We start from the raw sequence: 18,889 nt of genomic DNA, 5'->3' as shown, positions 1-18,889 counted from the left end.
TATCGTGCGAAGCATGACCACGACGCCGCCCCGACCCACGCATGAGCTCTCGGCCGACGAGGCCCGCCGCATGGCCCTGCGCGCGCAGGGATTCCTCGGCGCACCCGACCGGCGCGCCGGAGTGCGCGGCGTCCTGCGGCACCTCGGCGCGGTCCAGCTGGACACGATCTCCGTCCTGGCCCGCTCCCACGAGCTCGTGCCGTACGCCCGCCTCGGCGCCGTCGGCCGCCAGACCGTGGACGCCGCGTACTGGACGGGACGGCACGCCTTCGAGTACTGGTCGCACGCCGCGTGCGTGCTGCCCATCGAGGAGTGGCCGCACTTCGCGTTCCGCCGCCGCGCCTACCGCCGCCGCCCCCAGTGGCACCACGACCTGCCGGACGGCGCGTACGACGCGGTGATCAACCAGCTGCGCGCCCAGGGCCCCCTCACGGCGACGGAGCTGGGCGGCGCCAAGAACGGCGGCGAGTGGTGGGACTGGTCCGCCTCCAAGGTCGCCGTCGAGCGGGCGCTGATGTTCGGCGAGGTGGTATGCGTCGAGCGGCGCGGCTGGAAGCGCGTGTACGACCTGGCGGAGCGCGCCGTCCCCGCCGAGCTGCTCCACGACGAGCTGGACGACCGGGAGTGCCTGCGCCGCCTCGTACGGCTGGCCGGTCAGGCCCTGGGCGTGGGCACGCGCGCGGACATCGCCGACTACCACCGCATCAGGGGCGAGGAGTTCGACGCGGTCGTCGCCGACTCGGGGCTCGTGCCGGTGCGGGTCGAGGGCTGGGACAAGCCCGCCTGGGCGGACCCGGAGGCGCTCGCGAGCGAGCCGCGCGGACGACACCGTACGACGCTGCTGTCCCCGTTCGACTCGCTGATCTGGGAGCGGGCCCGCACGGAACGGATCTTCGGCTTCACCCACCGCCTGGAGGCGTACGTGCCGAAGCAGAAGCGCGTGCACGGCTACTTCGCGATGCCGCTGCTGGCGGGCGGCAGGCTGCTCGGCCGCGTGGACCCGGCCCGCGAGGGCACCACCCTGGTGGCCCGGCAGCTGTCCCTGGCGGGGCCCAAGGCGGTAGCCCCCATGGCGAAGGCCCTGCGGGAGGCGGCGGAATGGGTCGGCTGCGACTCCGTACGCGTCGAACGAACGGACCGCCCCGACCTGGCCCCGGCCCTCACGGCGGCACTGTCCTGACAGCGGCAGTGGCCGGATGACGGCAGTGGGTGGCGGCATTGACCCGACGGCGGCAGTGGCCCGACGGCCGTACGCCCCGTGCGGCCCGGCGCGACCCGTTGTCGTCGCCGCGGCGAACGGGCGGCGGCCCCTCGCGAGCCGACACCCGGCCACTCGTCCACCCCGCCACCGCGTCACGGCACCACCGGCCCGGAGCGGCGCCTCTCCGGCCCCGCCGGACCCCTACCGGATCTCCAGGATCTTCTCCCGCATCGCGTAGACCACGGCCTCCATGCGGGAGTGCAGCTGGAGCTTCTCCAGGATGTTGCGGACGTGGTTCTTCACGGTGTTCTCGGAGATGAACAGCTCCTTGGCGATGTCCCGGTTGTTCATCCCCGTCGCCACCAGCTTCAGCACCTCCAGCTCGCGGTCGGTGAGCCGGGGCGCCGGGACGAGACGGCGGTCGTCGTTGCGCTGGATCATCGACTTGAACTCGGTGAGCAGCTTCGACGCCATGGAGGGGCTGATCTGGGACTGCCCGTCCGCGACGGCGCGGATGGCCGTCGCGACCTCGTCGGTGGAGATCTCCTTCAGCAGGTACCCGGTGGCCCCCGCCTTGATCGCCTCGTAGAGGTCCGCTTCCTCGTCGCTGATCGTCAGCATGATGATCTTCGCGCTCGGGGCGACCTCCTTGATGGACGTACACGCCTCGATCCCGCCCCGCCGCGGCATGCGCACGTCCATCAGCACGATGTCGGGCAGCAGGTCGGCGGCCTTGTCCACGGCTTCCGCGCCGTCGCCCGCCTCCCCCACGACCTGGATGTCCTCCTCCTGCGCGAGGACGATCTCGAGTCCACGGCGGAAGAGCGCGTGATCGTCCACCACGAGAACCCGGATGGGTTCCTTCCTGGACTCGTCGCTCCCTCCGTCTCCGGAGTCGCCGTGCGAGGTGGCCCCGCAGTCCGGGGCGCCGGAGCCGCCCGGATGATGCACCGGGCCGAAGCTTTCCGCCATCGTTCCTCCCCCTGCAGGCCGGGGCCCTGAAGTTCATGGTCGTCGCACCAACCCCGGTCCGGCATGGACCGGTTGGTACGCGTCGCCATGATTTCATGCCCCGGCGCCCGCGCGGTGATCCTTCGGTGGCACGGGGGTGCCCCCGGGGGCGCACGGGGCGCTTCCGGGGGCACCACACCGGTCGGGAACCGTCAGCCGCCGAGCGCTCCGCCCGCGCCGCTGCCCTCGCTCCCCGCCAGGGGGTCGTTCTCCAGGTGGATGACGCCGTAGTCGTAGGCGTGGCGCCGGTACACGACGCTGGGCTGCTTGGTCTCCGCGTCGACGAACAGATAGAAGTCGTGCCCGACCAGCTCCATCTCGTACAGCGCCTGGTCGAGCGACATGGCGGCGGCCCTGTGCGTCTTCTCGCGCACGACGAGCGGGCCTTCGCCCTGCACCTCGAGCGAGCCGATCCGCGTGGTCGGAACGGTCTCCTCCGACTCCTCGAGCACGGCGACCCCGGCTCCGTTGAGCCTGGCGGCGCCCGGCACCGCGTCGGCCACCTCCGCGGCCGTCATACGGCCGCTGCCGCGGCGCGTGTGCCGCTTGTCGTGCTGCTTGCGCAGTCGCGCCTCAAGCTTGGCGGTCGCGAGGTCGAGCGCTGCGTACGGGTCGGCGGCGGCCGCTTCCGCCCGGATCACCGGGCCTCGGGAGTGGAGGGTGATCTCCACGCGGTCGGACCGGTCGGCCTGCCGCGGGTTGTGCTCCTTGGACACCTCGACGTCGAGGCTGATCACCTTGCCGTCGAGCTTCTGGATCTTCTCCAGCTTCAGCTTCTCGGCCACGTGCTTGCGGAACCGCTCGGGCACCTCGGTCTTGCGGCCCTTGACGACGATGTCCACGCAGAACTCCGTTCCCGGATCGCTCCAACCAGCTCAGCTGCTGGCGAGCATCTCCCTTTCGCTCCAGACCCCGGCGAGCACCGGAGTCTCGGACTTGGCGACTTAGACCTCCTCCTCCCCAGTCGACAAGATCCCACCCCCACAACATCGATGTGCTGACCGGCTCCGGATTCCGTACGGACGCATGGCTGCTCATTCGGTGAAGGGCGGCATTCGCCATTCCTGTACAACCGAACATAGCTCGCCCGGACGGATGTCGGCACCCGCTACCAGCACAAACCTCCGATCAGGTGTTCTCATCCCCTCACCACCTGCAACGTTCGAAGTTCTTTGTCAGTTCCGGTTTATCCCGAACGCTTTTGGAGATGCAGCAACTACAGCGGCTCCGATCAGTACGGATCCATGGTCACCCCGCGGCAATTCGCCGCGCCCGGGGCCGGAAGTCACTCCCGGCCCGCTGAACGTTTCGGGTACCCCGTGGGAATCCCCGCCATTCCCCGCGTCCGTCCCGCCGGAAACCCGCACCACACCCGCCGCGCCCGCCTCGCCGGAAACCCGCACCACGCGCGCCTCGTCCAGTGCGCGCGCCGCCTCGGCCAGCGAGGCACCCGTCGTCATGAGGTCGTCCACCAGCACCACCCTGGCGCCCTCCAGCAGCCGCGCCCCGCCCGGCAGCACCTCCAGCGCGCCGGCCATGTTCGCCTGCCGCCGCCGCGCGTCGAGGCCCGCCTGGTCGGCCACCGCCCGCCGCTGCCGCAGCACCGGCGCCACCCGGACCGCCGCCCCGCCGCTCCTGAGCTCCCGCGCCGCGGCCACCGCCACCCGCCGTACCGCGTCATGCCCCCGCGCCCGCACGGCCCGCCGCGCCGAAGGCACCGGGACCAGCACCAGGGGGCGGGCCCCCACCCCCACCCCCGCACCCCCAACCCCCGTACCACCGCTCGCTGCTGCCCCGCCCGCCGCGGCAGCACGTACCGCGCCCGCCAGGGCGGCCCCCAGTGGCACCGCTAGGGCGAGTGCGCCGCGCTCCTTGTGCGCGAGCAGGGCCGCCCGTACGGCGTCGGCGTACGGCGCGGCCGCCCGCACGGCGGGGAGCCCGGCAGGCTCCGGTTCCGGACGTACCCGTACCGGCTGCCGGCCGTGCAGCGTCCGGGTACAGGCGTCGCACAGGACCGCGCGGGGACGGCCGCAACCGGCGCAGGCCACCGGCAGTACGAGCCCGGTGATCTCCTGCCACCATCCCCGCATGGCTCTACGCTCTCGTACCCCGTCGCGGTCCGCCACCCCTGTGGACAACCGGCACGGCGACGTGCACACGGCAGGCGCCTCGTAGTGTTCGCCCAGGTCAGCCGGGGTAGACCGGCGAGGTGCCCTTCTCGACCATCGGCTGCCAGTTGACGCCGGACTGGAGCCGGACGATGCCGTCGTCGGCGGCGGCGACCAGCGGAGCCCGTTCGTCGTTGGCGGCGGCGACGGCCTTGACCTGGTTGAGGCCGGGGATGACGGCGGCGGAGGCGGAACCGTCGGTCTGGACGTAGCGGACCTGCTGGACACCGCCGGCCTGCTTGCCGAGGACGACGAGGCGGCTCGGACCCGCCCAGGACACGGACGTCACGGACTCCATGCGGGGCGCGACGGACTGGAGGTCGACGACGGAGACCTTCTGCCGGTCGCCGACGGTCTGCCGTTCGACACGCCCGATGTGAAGGGTGGTCTTGCCGTTCCTGCTGAGGCGCAGGGCGATGCGTACGCCGTCCTCGGAGACCCGCAGTTCCTCGACCCGTACGTCGTCGTCGAGCCACGGCGTGGTGACGGTGAGGGGCTTGCCGCTGCCGCCCTGGAGCAGGAGCAGCCGGGGGTCGGCGGGGTCGCGGTCGGCGACCCACAGGTCGTTGCGTCCGTCCCAGCTGGGCGCGGAGAGCCGGTTGGCCGGTACGGCTCCCCGGCTGGTGACGAGAGGCTCGGGCAGGTCGGTGTCGGACTGGATGGACGCGACGCGCAGGGTGCGGCCGTTCTGGGACACGGCGGCGGCGTGCTTCTCGTCGCGGGCGACGGCGACGGTCTCGACCTTGGCGGCGCCGTCACCGAAGGGCCCGTAGACGCGCCGGGGTTCCACGGCTTCCTTGGGGCCGGGGAGAAGCTGCGCGAGTTTGCCGGTGGCGTCCACGTAGTACGGGGTCTCGCGGAGGCCGGGGGTGGGGTCGGCCATGAAGTCGGATCGCTGGTCCTCGCCGAGGACGCACAGGGACCGGCCGTCGGCGCGCTGGAGTTCCACCTGCTCCACGCGTGTGGAGGCGAGGTCTCCGACGGTGAAGAGGACTTGCGCGGCCATTTTGCGGCACTGTTCCCGGTCGACGTTGTTCGCCTTCTCGTTGAGCGGGACCTTGAGGGTGTTGCGGTCGTCGGTGGTGAGGGCGGTGGTGTCCTTCTTCAGTTCCGTCCCGGCGGGGAAGCGGGTGTCCACGGCCGGCTTGAGCCAGTTCGTGGGGCCTTCGAGGAGGGCTTTCACGGTCTGCGTCAGGGAGTCCATCTTGGTCACGGGGTCCTGACGCTTCCGGATGTACACCGGGTCGGCGACGACCCACGGTTTGCCGGACGCGAAGTAGTACTTGTTGACGGAGCGGTAGTTGCGCTGGAAGTCGGATTCGCCGAGGACGAGGCCCTGCGGGAGGACGTCGATCCGCCACTCCTTCTGCTTGCCGTCGGCGGAGCGCTGCTGCACCAGCTGGAGGGATTCGCTGTACGTGATGGAGCCGACCGGCTGGTAGGCGTGCCGGTCGTCCACGGTGGCGACCTTCTGGCCGGAGAGCCGGTACAGGAGGGTCTGCGGGTCGCCGGGTACGCCGTGCTCCTGGCGTACCGGCCCACTCTGCTGGGGGACGGGGGCGGCGCTGAGGACGGTGGTGCGCTCCTCCGGCTTCCAGGTGCGGGCCGCCTGCTTGGTGAGGTACTGGCGGGCGGTGGCGAAGTCCGGGTCGTCGCCGGTCATCGCTTCGAGGAAGCCTTCGACGATCTCGTCGGGCTCGGCGTTGTCGCGGGGCGGCACGGGGTAGACGCGCACCTGGGAGTCGCCCTGCCGGGACGCCTTGACGCTGCTGACGTCGCCGCTGTCGGGCATGGAGGCGCATCCGGCGAGGACGGCGACGGAGCCGAGGAGGGCGGCGCCGCGGACGGTTCGCCGGTGGGTGTGGCGGCGGTCAGCGCCCACGGGTGGTGTCCTTCCGCTTCGTCTGGTCCTGGCCTTGGTGGTGCTGGTCCGGTGGCGTGTCGTCGCCGCTGCCCGGTGGTCCGGCGGCGTGTTCGCGCGCGACGACACGGGTGCCGTTGCCGGGAAGGGCGGTGGGGTCGGCGGTGGCGGACCGTGACTGGCGGGGCGGTACGGCGGAGCGGGCCGGTCCGGGGAGCACGCGGCCGGTGGCCGTGCTGCTGCCGGACTGGGTCTGGCCGGGTACGCCGGTGCTCGTGTGCCGGGCGGGGCCGCCGGTGTGGTCGGCGGCGGTGTGCTGGCGGTTGCGCCGGGAGTCCTCGGGTTCGAGCGGTATGGGGGAGCCGCGGAGGGGTTCGTCGGCGGTGCGGGGCAGGGTGAGGCGGAACTGCGAGCCGCCGCCGGGCTCGCCCCAGGCCTGGAGCCAGCCGCCGTGGAGACGGGCGTCCTCGAGGGCGATGGACAGGCCGAGGCCGGTGCCGCCGGTGGTGCGGGCGCGGGCGGGGTCGGCACGCCAGAAGCGGTTGAAGACGCGGGTGGCCTCGCCGGGCTTGAGGCCGACGCCGTAGTCGCGTACGGCGACGGCGACTGCGCCGCCCGCGGAGGCGAGGCGTACGACGACGTCACGGCCTTCGCCGTGCTCGACGGCGTTGACGACGAGGTTGCGCAGGACGCGTTCGACGCGGCGGGCGTCGGCTTCGGCGATGACGGGCTGCTCGTCGCCGACGACGCGGATGTGGCCGCCCTTGTGTTCGGCGAGCGGGCGGGCGCCGTCGATGACGCGGTGGACGACGTCGCGGAGGTCTATGGGTTCCGCTTCGAGGGCCGCGGCGCCCGCGTCGAAGCGGCTGATCTCGAGGAGGTCGGCGAGGAGGGACTCGAACCGGTCGAGCTGGTCGCCGAGGAGTTCGGCGGAGCGTGCCGTGACGGGGTCGAAGTCGCTCCGGGCCTCGTAGATGACATCGGCGGCCATGCGGACCGTGGTGAGCGGGGTGCGCAGCTCGTGCGAGACGTCGGAGACGAAGCGGCGCTGCATGCGGGAGAGGTCCTCCAGCTGCTGGATCTTGTGCTGGAGGTTCTGCGCCATCTTGTTGAAGGCTTCGCCGAGGCGGGCGATGTCGTCCTCGCCGGTGACCTTCATGCGTTCCTGGAGGCGTCCGGCGGAGAGGCGCTCGGCGACGCCGGCGGCCATGCGGACGGGGGTGACGACCTGCCGGACGACGAGCCAGGCGATGGCGCCGAGGAGGACGACGACGAAGAGCCCGGCGGTGGTGATGGTCGTTTTGACGAGGGCGAGGGACGCCGCTTCCTGCGTGAGGGGGAAGAGGTAGTACAGCTCGTACGTGTTGCCCTCGACGTCGTTGAGGCGTTTGCCGATGACCAGTCCCGCTTCGGATCGCTGGCCGTCGGCGTACTGGATGCGGGTGTACGTCTGGAAGGTGCCGGTGCCCTGGGCGACGGCCTCGCGGAGGGCGACGGGGATGCTCTCGACCTTGACGCCGCCGGAGGCGCGGGCGCCGCGGCTGGGGGCGGTGCCCGCGGAGTCGGAGCTGAGGGCGACGACGTCGAAGGCTCCGGCGCCTCCGCTGGCGAGCTGCACGACGAGGTCGGAGCGCCAGTTGAGGAGGGAGCGGGAGGTCGTGCCGGGGGTGTCGCCGTCGGCGGGGGCGGAGCCGGTGGCGGCGCTGGCCTCGTCCTGGGCGGCGGAGAACCCTCCGGCGGCCTGGCTCTGCGCGGCGCGTTCCTTGGCGTCGAGCAGGCCGTTGCGCACCTGGCCCATGACGACGAACCCGAGCAGGAGGACCACGCCGAGCGACATGAGGAGGGTGGCGACGACGACGCGGAGCTGGATGTTGCGTCGCCACAGTCGTACGGCGGGCAGGAGGGGGCGGCGGATCCACCGGGCCAGGAGGCGGAGCACCGGGCCTCCCGGTGCTCCGTCCTGGAGGATGCGTCCGCCGCGGAGGAAGCGCCCCCCGCGCGTGGGACCGTGCCCGGTTCCGGCAGCCCGCCCCGCACGGACTCCCGGCTTCCCGGGCTTCGGAGCAGTGCTGCCTCGGGTCATGTCAGTTCGGTCCCGCCTTGTAGCCGACACCGCGGACGGTGACGACGATCTCGGGCCGCTCGGGGTCCTTCTCGACCTTCGAGCGGAGTCGCTGGACGTGCACGTTCACCAGTCGCGTGTCGGCGGCGTGGCGGTAGCCCCATACCTGTTCGAGGAGGACTTCACGGGTGAAGACCTGCCACGGCTTGCGGGCGAGCGCGACGAGCAGGTCGAATTCGAGTGGGGTGAGCGCGATGGACTGCCCGTCGCGCTTCACGGAGTGCCCGGCGACGTCGATGACGAGGTCACCGATGGTGAGCTGCTCGGGGGCGGGCTCCTCGGACCGGCGGAGGCGGGCGCGGATACGGGCGACGAGCTCCTTCGGCTTGAACGGCTTGACGATGTAGTCGTCGGCGCCGGACTCGAGGCCGACGACGACGTCCACCGTGTCGCTCTTGGCGGTGAGCATGACGATCGGCACGCCGGACTCGGCGCGGATCAGCCTGCACACCTCGATGCCGTCCCGTCCGGGCAGCATGAGGTCGAGGAGGACCAGGTCGGGCTTGGTCTCCCGGAATGCGGCGAGTGCCTTGTCGCCGTCCGCTACGAACGACGGCTCGAACCCTTCACCACGCAGCACGATCCCGAGCATCTCGGCCAGTGCGGTGTCGTCGTCGACGACAAGGACGCGTCCCTTCATAATCGACATCATCCCATTAGCTAATCGTTACCTGGCGTGACCTGGCACACAGCTCTTCGATTCCTCCTGCGGTCACCGGTGACAGCACTCCTGCTTCGGTAACGATCGCGGTCACCAATTCGGGCGGCGTGATGTCAAACGCCGGGTTGTAGGCCTGCGTTCCCAAGGGCGCGACGGCTGTCGCGGCGCCGGGCGCGGTCCCGGCCACCCCGGCGAACCCCTGGGCTGTGAGCTGCGTCACTTCACTCCCGGGTCGCTGTTCGATTTCGATGGACGCCCCGTCGGGTGTGCCGGGGTCGATCGTGGTCACGGGTGCGACGACGACGAACGGTACGTGGTGGTACTTGGCGAGGACGGCGAGGGGGTACGTCCCCACCTTGTTGGCGACGGACCCGTCCGCCGCGATCCGGTCGGCGCCGACGAGGACGGCGTCCACCTCACCGGCCGCGAACAGGGACCCGGCGGCGTTGTCGGTGAGCAGCGTGTAGGCGAGGCCGTTGCGGGCGGCTTCGTACGCGGTGAGGCGGGCGCCCTGGAGGAGGGGCCGGGTCTCGTCGACCCACAGCCGCCGCAGCCGCCCGGCCCGGTGGGCGGCGAGGGCGACGGCGAACGCGGTCCCCGCCCCTCCGGACACGAGCGCCCCCGTGTTGCAGTGGGTGAGGACGCGGTGGCTGCCGCCGGGCAGAAGCTCGTCGAGGAGGCCCAGCCCCCGGGCGGCCATGGCGGTGCTGGCCTCGGCGTCCTCCCGGTGGAGCCGCCGCGCCTCGCTCAGGGCCGCCTCGGCCGCCTGTGCGGGGGCGGCGCCCTGCTCGGCGGCGGCCCGGTGGGCGGCGAGGGCACGGCGTACGCCGTATCCGAGGTTGACGGCGGTGGGCCTGGCACCGGCGAGCTGCGCGGCGGCATCGTCGACGTCGTAGCCCCGGGCGGCGGCGAGCGCCACACCGTACGCGCCGGCGATGCCGAGGAGGGGCGCGCCGCGCACGGCCAGGGTCTGGATGGCCCGGACGAGGGCGGGCACGTCGGTGCAGACCAGTCCGACTTCCTCGGCGGGGAGCCGGGTCTGGTCGAGGAGCACCACGACGGGCCCTTCCGGGGGTTCCTCCCAGCGGAGGACGGGAGGTGCGGGCGGCTGTCCGCCGGGGTCAGTTCCTGCGTACTGATCAGCCATTCGCCCAGTCTGCCCGCTGCGCCGGAGACATTGAAGGTGTCGCGGCGGGAGCGGGACTCGTCAGGGCCCTGGCCTGTGGCGGGGTGGCCCGTGGCACGATGGCTGCCGACCTGCCGCTCTGCGGGGTGGCGGGGTGTTGTGCCCGAGCCGGCTCGACGAGCGGGCCCCGCGACCAAGCCACGAGGTGGACGACCGTGAACGACTCTCCGGGCTGGGCTTCGCCCGGATCTCCTTCCCCGTCCGACGACCAGGGCACCGGTTCGCCCAGCCCGGCCGGTGACCAGGGCGGTCCCGCTCCCAAGTGGTCGGAGAACCAGCCGCCGCCCGGCCAGTGGTCGCCGCCCGCCGCGCAGCCGGGCGGCCAGGTGCCGCCCGCGCCCGCCCCGGGCTGGGGCGGTCGCGGCCCGTACGGCGGCTGGGCCCAGCCGCCGGCGCCGAAGCCGGGCGTGATCCCGCTGCGGCCGCTGGGTGTGGGCGAGATCCTGGACGGCGCCGTCTCGACATTGCGCGCGCACTGGCGGACGGTTCTGGGGATCACTCTCGCCGTGTCGGCGGTGGTGCAGCTGCTGCAGATCCTGATGCAGCGGTACGTGCTGCCGCAGGCGCCCGCCCCCGACCCGGACGCGAGCCCGTCGGAGCTCCTGGAGCAGACCGGCGAGGCGCTGCGAGTCAGCATGATCGGCTTGGCGCCTTCGACCCTGCTGGGGCTGATCGCCGTGTTCGTGACGACGGCCCTGCTGACGTTCGTGGTGACCCGCTCGGTGCTGGGCCGGCCGGTGACGTTCGGCGACGTGTGGCGGGATGCCCGGCCTCGTCTCGTTCCGCTGCTGGGCCTGATGTTTTCCCTCACGCTGATCGTCAGCGCCATCACGTTGGCCGGTGTCCTTCCGGGCCTGCTGATCGGCTCCGTGGCGGGTGCGGTGCTGGTGCTCTTCGGCGGTCTGGCCGCGCTCCTCCTGGTGATCTGGCTGACGGTGCGGTTCAGCCTGTCGTACTCGGTGGTCATGCTGGAGGGCCAGGGCGTGATCGCGTCGCTGCGGCGCTCCGCGAAGCTGGTGCGGGGCTCGTGGTGGCGGATCTTCGGCATCCTGACCCTGACGGCGCTGCTGACCACGCTGATCACCCTCATCGTGGTGATCCCCTTCTCCGTGATCGCCCTGCTCGTGGACGGTGACGGGATGAGCGGCGTGCTCTCCGGCACCGCCGCCCCGCAGGCCAGCTGGACGTTCCTGATCATCACGGGTATCGGAGCGATCCTCGCATCGGCGATCATGTACCCGATCTCGGCCGGTGTGACGGTCCTCCTCTACGTGGACCAGCGCATCCGCCGTGAGGCCCTCGACCTCGAACTCGCCCGCGCGGCGGGCGTCCCCGGCTACGGCTCCACGTCGCCGGGCGACACGACTCCTAGGAGCTGATGCGGTGCCGGGCACGGGGGGAGTGGCGGCGGTTCTGAAGCCGGGCGCCACGGACAGCGACGGACCACCGCTCGACGTGCCGCGCGTACCGGCCCGTGAGGCGGCGGAGCGGGAACTGTCCAAGCCGATGTACGGCGACGACGACCAGAACTTCCTGCTCCGCGCCATGGACGCCTTCTTCGACTGGCTCGGCGACCTGTTCGACGCGGCGTCCGGCGCCACCCCCGGCGGCTGGCTGGGCATCGTGGTGATCACCGTCATCGTGGTGGGCCTCGTCGCCGCCTTGTGGTGGCGGCTCGGCACACCGCACAGCGTCCCCGTGTCCGGCGACTCGCTGTTCGACGCGGGCCCCCGCACGGCCGCCGACCACCGTGCGGCCGCCGACCGGCACGCCGCCGCGGGCCGCTGGAACCAGGCCGTCCAGGAGCGCATGCGCGCCGTGGTCCGCTCCCTGGAGGAACGGACCCTCCTCGATCCCCGGCCCGGCCGCACAGCGGACGAGGCGGCCGCGGAGGCGGGCCGGACGCTGCCCGCCCACGCCGACGAGCTGCGCGCCGCCGCCCGCGAGTTCGACGACGTCACATACGGCGGCCGCACCGCCGACCAGCGCGCGTACCAGCTTCTGAAGGATCTGGACGCCGCGGTGCAGCGGGCCAAGCCCCAGTGGAGCGGCAGCACCCAGGGAGCCGCCCAGTGACCTCGCCCGGCACGTCCCTCTCCCGGCGGCCCGCACAGGTCTGGTCCCGCGTTCGCGGCGTCCTGTTCGCCCTGGCCCTGCTGCTCGTCGCGGCCGTCGGTCTCGCCCTGCTGCACACTGAGGACCGTCACGGCCGCCTCGACCTCCGCTCCACCGGCCCCAACGGCAGCCGCGCCGTCGCCGAGCTGCTGAAGGAACGCGGCGTGTCGGTCCGCGTCGCCACGACTCTCGACGAGGTCACCGACGCGGCCGGCCCGGACACCACCGTCCTGGTCACGGCACCCAATCTGCTCAGCGACAACCAGCAGACCGCGCTGCGCGCCACGATCGACACGTCCGGCGGCCGGACCCTCCTCGTCGCCGCCGACGCGGTGTCCCTCGACGCGCTGGCCCCGGACGTGACGACGGACCTGCCCGACACGGTCAAGACCCTGCAACCGGGCTGTTCCCTCCCCGAGGCCCGCCGCGCGGGCGCCGTCAGTCTGGGCGGTGAACGGTACGTCACGACCGGCTCGTCCTCCGCCGAGTCCTGCTACTTCCGTGACGGCCTGCCCACGCTGGTCCGCCTGGAGAACTCGGCCGGCGGCGACACGGTCCTCCTCGGCGCCGCCGACCTGCTCTTCAACGAGCACCTCGCGGACGAGGGCAACGCGTCGCTCGCCCTGCAACTCCTCGGTTCCCGTGACCATCTCGTCTGGTACCTCCCTTCGCTCAGTGATCCTTCCGCCGCCGACGACCAGGACTCCGACCGCAGGGACCGGGCGGAAGAGGAAGAGGACTTCCTCGGCCTGATCCCCTCGGGCTGGCTGTGGGGCACCCTCCAGCTCGCCGTCGCCGCGGTCCTGGCAGCGATCTGGCGTGCCCGCCGCCTGGGCCCGCTCGTCACGGAACGCCTCCCGGTAGCGATCCGCGCGTCGGAGACGACCGAGGGCCGCGCCCGCCTCTACTTCCGCGCGAACGCCCGCGACCGTGCCGCCACCGTGCTCCGCTCGGCGACCCGCACCCGCCTCGCTCCTCTCGTGGGCGTCCCGACGAGGGAAGCCCACTCCCCCGACGCCCTGCTCCCCGCCGTGTCCGCCCGCCTCACCGGCGATCCCGGCGGCCTGCGGGACCTGTTGTTCGGCCCGGCTCCTTCCAGTGACGCCGCGCTTGTTCTTCTCGCAGACCAACTCGACGCCCTCGAAAGAGAGGTACGCACCTCATGAGTGCCCCGACCCCCGAGACCGCTGAGAACTCGGACCGCGCCCGCGCCTCCCTGGAAGCCCTGCGCACCGAGATCGCCAAGGCCGTGGTCGGGCAGGACCCCGCTGTCACCGGGCTCGTCGTCGCCCTGCTCTGCCGGGGCCACGTCCTGCTCGAGGGCGTGCCCGGTGTCGCCAAGACACTGCTCGTACGCGCACTCGCCGCGTCGTTGGAACTCGACACCAAGCGTGTCCAGTTCACCCCGGACCTGATGCCGAGTGACGTGACGGGTTCACTGGTCTACGACACACGGTCCGCCGAGTTCTCCTTCCAGCCGGGCCCCGTGTTCACGAACCTGCTCCTCGCCGACGAGATCAACCGGACCCCGCCGAAGACGCAGTCGTCGCTTCTGGAGGCGATGGAGGAGCGGCAGGTCACGGTGGACGGCACACCGCGCCCGCTGCCCGAGCCGTTCCTCGTGGCGGCCACGCAGAACCCCGTCGAGTACGAGGGCACCTACCCTCTCCCCGAGGCCCAACTGGACCGCTTCCTCCTGAAGCTGACGGTGCCTCTGCCGTCCCGCGAGGACGAGATCAACGTGGTGACCCGTCACGCGGAGGGCTTCAACCCGCGCGACCTGAAGGCCGCGGGCGTGCGCCCCGTCGCCGACGCCGCGGATCTGGAAGCCGCCCGCCGCGCGGTCGCCCGCACCTCGGTGTCCCCCGAGATCGCCGGCTATGTCGTCGATATCTGCCGTGCCACGCGTGAATCCCCCTCGCTCGCTCTCGGCGTCTCCCCCCGAGGCGCCACCGCTCTGCTCTCCACCGCCCGCGCCTGGGCCTGGCTCACCGGCCGGGACTACGTCATCCCGGACGATGTGAAGGCCCTCGCCCTGCCCACACTGCGCCACCGCGTCCAACTGCGCCCCGAGGCGGAGATGGAAGGCGTGACGCCCGACTCCGTCATCAACTCGATCCTCGCCCATGTCCCCGCGCCGTCGCTGAGGCAGTGACCCATGGCCCTCACCGGACGTACCGCGCTTCTGGCGGCGATCGGATCGCTGCCGGTCGGGCTCCTGGCTCCCAGCTGGACGGGGATGCTGGCGGTCAACGCCCCCCTGTCCCTCGCAATTCTGTGCGACTACGCCCTGGCGGCGCCAGTGCGAACGCTGCGGTTCACCCGAAGTGGTGACACGTCTGTTCGACTAGGTGACCATGCGCAGGTGCATCTGCTCGTGGAGAACCCTTCGGGGCGCCGCCTGCGGGCGGATATCCGTGACGCGTGGCCGCCGAGCTCCTGGCCCACGGGCGCCGATCAGAAGGCTTCCCGGCACCGGGTGAAGGTCCCTGCGGGTGAACGTCGAAGGCTGACGACGGTGCTGCGGCCCACGCGCCGCGGGGACCGGCTGGCCGATCGGATCACCGTCCGCTCGTACGGCCCGCTGGGTCTGGCCGCCCGCCAGGGCGGCCACCGCGTGCCGTGGAAGGTCCGTGTCCTGCCTCCGTTCACCAGCCGCAAGCATCTGCCGTCGAAGCTGGCCCGGCTGCGGGAGCTGGACGGCCGGACGAGTGTGCTGACACGCGGTGAGGGTACCGAGTTCGACAGTCTCCGGGAGTACGTGCCGGGCGACGACACCCGGTCCATCGACTGGCGGGCCACGGCGCGTCAGACGAGCGTCGCGGTCCGCACATGGCGGCCGGAACGGGACCGGCACATCCTGGTCGTCCTGGACACGGGCCGTACGTCGGCGGGCCGCGTCGGGGACGTTCCCCGGCTGGACGCGGCGATGGATGCCGCTCTGCTGCTTACGGCGCTGGCTTCACGGGCCGGCGACAGGGTGGACCTGCTGGCGTACGACCGCCAAGTCCGCGTCCGCGTGCAGGGCCGTGCGGCAGGCGATGCCATGCCGGCGATGGTGGACGCCATGGCGACACTGGAGCCGGAGCTGGTCGAGACGGACGCGCGTGGCCTGAGTGCGGCGGCGCTGGCCGGTGCTCCTCGACGTTCGCTGGTCGTACTGCTGACGAGCCTGGACGCGGTCGCGATCGAGGAGGGCCTCCTCCCGGTGCTGTCGCAGCTCACGCAGCGGCACACGGTCGTGGTGGCTTCTGTCTCGGACCCGCATGTGGACGAGATGACGAAGTCCCGCGGGACGGCCGAAGCGGTGTACGAGGCGGCTGCCGGCGCGCAGTCCCAGGCCCAGCGCCGCAATACGGCGGAGCAGCTGCAACGTCATGGCGTCACCGTGGTGGACGCCAGGCCCGAGGACCTCGCACCGGCGCTCGCCGACGCGTACTTGGCGCTGAAGGCCGCAGGCCGTCTCTGACGACTATGCCCTCGCCGGTCGGGAGCCCTCCGAAAGGAGAGGCTCCCTTCCCGCACATATGCCTGGAAATGCGAAAAGCCCCGCATCATCAGATGCGGGGCTTCCCGTCACAATTTGTTCGGCGGCGTCCTACTCTCCCACAGGGTCCCCCCTGCAGTACCATCGGCGCTGAAAGGCTTAGCTTCCGGGTTCGGAATGTAACCGGGCGTTTCCCTAACGCTATGACCACCGAAACACTATGAAGATGAACTCAACCAGCCAAACGGGAGTTCGTTACTTCAGAACTAACACAGTGGACGCGAGCAACTGAGGACAAGCCCTCGGCCTATTAGTACCGGTCAACTCCACCCATCACTGGGCTTCCATATCCGGCCTATCAACCCAGTCGTCTACTGGGAGCCTTACCCTCTCAAGGAGGTGGGAATACTCATCTCGAAGCAGGCTTCCCGCTTAGATGCTTTCAGCGGTTATCCCTCCCGAACGTAGCCAACCAGCCATGCCCTTGGCAGAACAACTGGCACACCAGAGGTTCGTCCGTCCCGGTCCTCTCGTACTAGGGACAGCCCTTCTCAATATTCCTACGCGCACAGCGGATAGGGACCGAACTGTCTCACGACGTTCTAAACCCAGCTCGCGTACCGCTTTAATGGGCGAACAGCCCAACCCTTGGGACCGACTCCAGCCCCAGGATGCGACGAGCCGACATCGAGGTGCCAAACCATCCCGTCGATATGGACTCTTGGGGAAGATCAGCCTGTTATCCCCGGGGTACCTTTTATCCGTTGAGCGACGGCGCTTCCACAAGCCACCGCCGGATCACTAGTCCCGACTTTCGTCCCTGCTCGACCCGTCGGTCTCACAGTCAAGCTCCCTTGTGCACTTACACTCAACACCTGATTGCCAACCAGGCTGAGGGAACCTTTGGGCGCCTCCGTTACCCTTTAGGAGGCAACCGCCCCAGTTAAACTACCCATCAGACACTGTCCCTGATCCGGATCACGGACCCAGGTTAGACATCCAGCACGACCAGAGTGGTATTTCAACGGCGACTCCACCATGACTGGCGTCACAGCTTCAAAGTCTCCCACCTATCCTACACAAGCCGAACCGAACACCAATATCAAACTGTAGTAAAGGTCCCGGGGTCTTTCCGTCCTGCTGCGCGAAACGAGCATCTTTACTCGTAGTGCAATTTCACCGGGCCTATGGTTGAGACAGTCGAGAAGTCGTTACGCCATTCGTGCAGGTCGGAACTTACCCGACAAGGAATTTCGCTACCTTAGGATGGTTATAGTTACCACCGCCGTTTACTGGCGCTTAAGTTCTCAGCTTCGCCTGGACGAATCCAAGCTAACCGGTCCCCTTAACGTTCCAGCACCGGGCAGGCGTCAGTCCGTATACATCGCCTTACGGCTTCGCACGGACCTGTGTTTTTAGTAAACAGTCGCTTCTCGCTGGTCTCTGCGGCCACCCCCAGCTCCGGAGGTAAACTCCATCACCAGGCGTGGCCCCCCTTCTCCCGAAGTTACGGGGGCATTTTTCCGAGTTCCTTAATCATAGTTCACCCGAACGCCTCGGTATTCTCTACCTGACCACCTGAGTCGGTTTAGGGTACGGGCCGCCATGAAACTCGCTAGAGGCTTTTCTCGACAGCATAGGATCATCCACTTCACCACAATCGGCTCGGCATCAGGTCTCAGACTATGTGTCACGCGGATTTGCCTACGTGACGTCCTACACCCTTACCCCGGGACAACCACCGCCCGGGCTGGACTACCTTCCTGCGTCACCCCATCGCTCACCTACTACCAGTCTGGGCCACCGGCTCCACCACTCCGTGCTTGTCCGAAGACGCACACGGCGGTTTCACGGGCTTAGCATCGCTGGGTTCAGCGCTGGCGCTTCAAAGCGGGTACCGGAATATCAACCGGTTGTCCATCGACTACGCCTGTCGGCCTCGCCTTAGGTCCCGACTTACCCTGGGCAGATCAGCTTGACCCAGGAACCCTTAGTCAATCGGCGCACACGTTTCTCACGTGTGTATCGCTACTCATGCCTGCATTCTCACTCGTGAACCGTCCACAACTCGCTTCCGCGGCTGCTTCACCCGGCACACGACGCTCCCCTACCCATCCCAGCGGGCGTTGGCCCTCATGCTGGAATGACACGACTTCGGCGGTACGCTTGAGCCCCGCTACATTGTCGGCGCGGAATCACTTGACCAGTGAGCTATTACGCACTCTTTCAAGGGTGGCTGCTTCTAAGCCAACCTCCTGGTTGTCTCTGCGACTCCACATCCTTTCCCACTTAGCGTACGCTTAGGGGCCTTAGTCGATGCTCTGGGCTGTTTCCCTCTCGACCATGGAGCTTATCCCCCACAGTCTCACTGCCGCGCTCTCACTTACCGGCATTCGGAGTTTGGCTAAGGTCAGTAACCCGGTAGGGCCCATCGCCTATCCAGTGCTCTACCTCCGGCAAGAAACACACGACGCTGCACCTAAATGCATTTCGGGGAGAACCAGCTATCACGGAGTTTGATTGGCCTTTCACCCCTAACCACAGGTCATCCCCCAGGTTTTCAACCCTGGTGGGTTCGGTCCTCCACGAAGTCTTACCTCCGCTTCAACCTGCCCATGGCTAGATCACTCCGCTTCGGGTCTTGAGCGCGCTACTGAATCGCCCTGTTCGGACTCGCTTTCGCTACGGCTTCCCCACACGGGTTAACCTCGCAACACACCGCAAACTCGCAGGCTCATTCTTCAAAAGGCACGCAGTCACGACCCACATCCGAAGATGTGAGCGACGCTCCCACGGCTTGTAGGCACACGGTTTCAGGTACTATTTCACTCCGCTCCCGCGGTACTTTTCACCATTCCCTCACGGTACTATCCGCTATCGGTCACCAGGGAATATTTAGGCTTAGCGGGTGGTCCCGCCAGATTCACACGGGATTTCTCGGGCCCCGTGCTACTTGGGTGTCTCTCAAACGAGCCGTCAATGTTTCAGCTACGGGGGTCTTACCCTCTACGCCGGACCTTTCGCATGTCCTTCGCCTACATCAACGGTTTCTGACTCGTCTCACGGCCGGCAGACCG

At 69.7% G+C, this 18,889-nt stretch carries 13 protein-coding genes and 2 rRNA genes (1 of these 15 only partly in view); 6 read left to right on the top strand and 9 right to left on the bottom strand.

The annotated features are described in order from the left end of the window. The first annotated feature begins 13 nt into the window (after window positions 1–13). Window positions 14–1,180, top strand: coding sequence for a winged helix-turn-helix domain-containing protein (locus tag J116_RS17630; RefSeq protein ID WP_028964194.1), 1,167 nt, complete (start codon window positions 14–16; stop codon window positions 1,178–1,180). Window positions 1,181–1,402: 222 nt separating this feature from the next. On the opposite strand, the gene J116_RS17625 is transcribed toward J116_RS17630, so the two are convergent. The 7 genes from J116_RS17625 to mtnA all read right to left on the bottom strand — a co-directional run bounded on the left by J116_RS17625 (window position 1,403) and on the right by mtnA (window position 10,171). Then, window positions 1,403–2,173 carry a response regulator gene (locus J116_RS17625; RefSeq protein ID WP_023588394.1) on the bottom strand — a complete coding sequence of 257 codons (771 nt, stop codon included), beginning with the start codon at window positions 2,171–2,173 and terminating at the stop codon, window positions 1,403–1,405. A 191-nt stretch (window positions 2,174–2,364) separates the two neighbouring features. After that, complete coding sequence (gene hpf / locus J116_RS17620) at window positions 2,365–3,054, bottom strand: ribosome hibernation-promoting factor, HPF/YfiA family (RefSeq protein ID WP_023588393.1); 690 nt, start codon at window positions 3,052–3,054, stop codon at window positions 2,365–2,367. A gap of 333 nt (window positions 3,055–3,387) precedes the next feature. Further along, window positions 3,388–4,302 (bottom strand): ComF family protein, encoded by a 915-nt coding sequence (locus J116_RS31510; RefSeq protein WP_028964193.1) that lies wholly within the window; start codon window positions 4,300–4,302, stop codon window positions 3,388–3,390. Between the two features lie 97 nt (window positions 4,303–4,399). Beyond that, window positions 4,400–6,262: an LpqB family beta-propeller domain-containing protein gene (locus J116_RS17610; protein WP_023588392.1), complete on the bottom strand. Its 1,863-nt coding sequence runs from the start codon at window positions 6,260–6,262 to the stop codon at window positions 4,400–4,402. Then, complete coding sequence (mtrB, locus tag J116_RS17605) at window positions 6,252–8,324, bottom strand: MtrAB system histidine kinase MtrB (protein WP_023588391.1); 2,073 nt, start codon at window positions 8,322–8,324, stop codon at window positions 6,252–6,254. The genes J116_RS17610 and mtrB overlap by 11 nt, the downstream gene beginning before the upstream one ends. 1 nt (window position 8,325) lies before the next feature. Further along, the gene (mtrA, locus tag J116_RS17600) at window positions 8,326–9,015 is read right to left on the bottom strand and encodes a two-component system response regulator MtrA (RefSeq protein ID WP_187703247.1); all 690 of its coding nucleotides are present in this window, start codon (window positions 9,013–9,015) and stop codon (window positions 8,326–8,328) included. 4 nt (window positions 9,016–9,019) lie between these two features. Further along, window positions 9,020–10,171 carry an S-methyl-5-thioribose-1-phosphate isomerase gene (gene mtnA / locus J116_RS17595; protein ID WP_023588390.1) on the bottom strand — a complete coding sequence of 384 codons (1,152 nt, stop codon included), beginning with the start codon at window positions 10,169–10,171 and terminating at the stop codon, window positions 9,020–9,022. Between the two features lie 194 nt (window positions 10,172–10,365). On the opposite strand from mtnA, the gene J116_RS17590 reads away from it, so the two are divergent. Genes J116_RS17590 through J116_RS17570 form a run of 5 tightly spaced genes read left to right on the top strand, consistent with a single transcriptional unit; the run spans window position 10,366 to window position 15,794 of the window. Beyond that, the gene (locus J116_RS17590; RefSeq protein ID WP_023588389.1) at window positions 10,366–11,589 is read left to right on the top strand and encodes a DUF7544 domain-containing protein; all 1,224 of its coding nucleotides are present in this window, start codon (window positions 10,366–10,368) and stop codon (window positions 11,587–11,589) included. Between the two features lie 4 nt (window positions 11,590–11,593). Further along, window positions 11,594–12,286, top strand: coding sequence for a DUF4129 domain-containing protein (locus J116_RS17585; protein WP_051203543.1), 693 nt, complete (start codon window positions 11,594–11,596; stop codon window positions 12,284–12,286). Next, entirely contained in the window at window positions 12,283–13,491 is a 1,209-nt protein-coding gene (locus tag J116_RS17580; protein ID WP_023588387.1) for a DUF4350 domain-containing protein, read from the top strand. Before J116_RS17585 ends, J116_RS17580 begins: the two co-directional genes overlap by 4 nt. After that, a complete protein-coding gene (locus tag J116_RS17575; protein WP_023588386.1) occupies window positions 13,488–14,480 on the top strand; it encodes an AAA family ATPase in 993 nt (330 codons plus the stop codon). Before J116_RS17580 ends, J116_RS17575 begins: the two co-directional genes overlap by 4 nt. Before the next feature lie 3 nt (window positions 14,481–14,483). Next, window positions 14,484–15,794 carry a DUF58 domain-containing protein gene (locus J116_RS17570; RefSeq protein ID WP_023588385.1) on the top strand — a complete coding sequence of 437 codons (1,311 nt, stop codon included), beginning with the start codon at window positions 14,484–14,486 and terminating at the stop codon, window positions 15,792–15,794. Between the two features lie 116 nt (window positions 15,795–15,910). Here the strand turns inward: J116_RS17570 and rrf are convergent. Together rrf and J116_RS17560 are read right to left on the bottom strand one after the other, a co-directional pair. Continuing rightward, window positions 15,911–16,027, bottom strand: a 5S ribosomal RNA gene (gene rrf, locus J116_RS17565). A 75-nt stretch (window positions 16,028–16,102) separates the two neighbouring features. Then, window positions 16,103–18,889 (bottom strand): 23S ribosomal RNA (locus tag J116_RS17560); it runs 335 nt beyond the window's last position.

This window comes from Streptomyces thermolilacinus SPC6, assembly GCF_000478605.2.
Lineage (GTDB): Bacteria > Actinomycetota > Actinomycetes > Streptomycetales > Streptomycetaceae > Streptomyces > Streptomyces thermolilacinus.
Note: the sequence above shows the minus strand (reverse complement) of the source record. Positions and strands in the feature narration are given on the sequence as shown.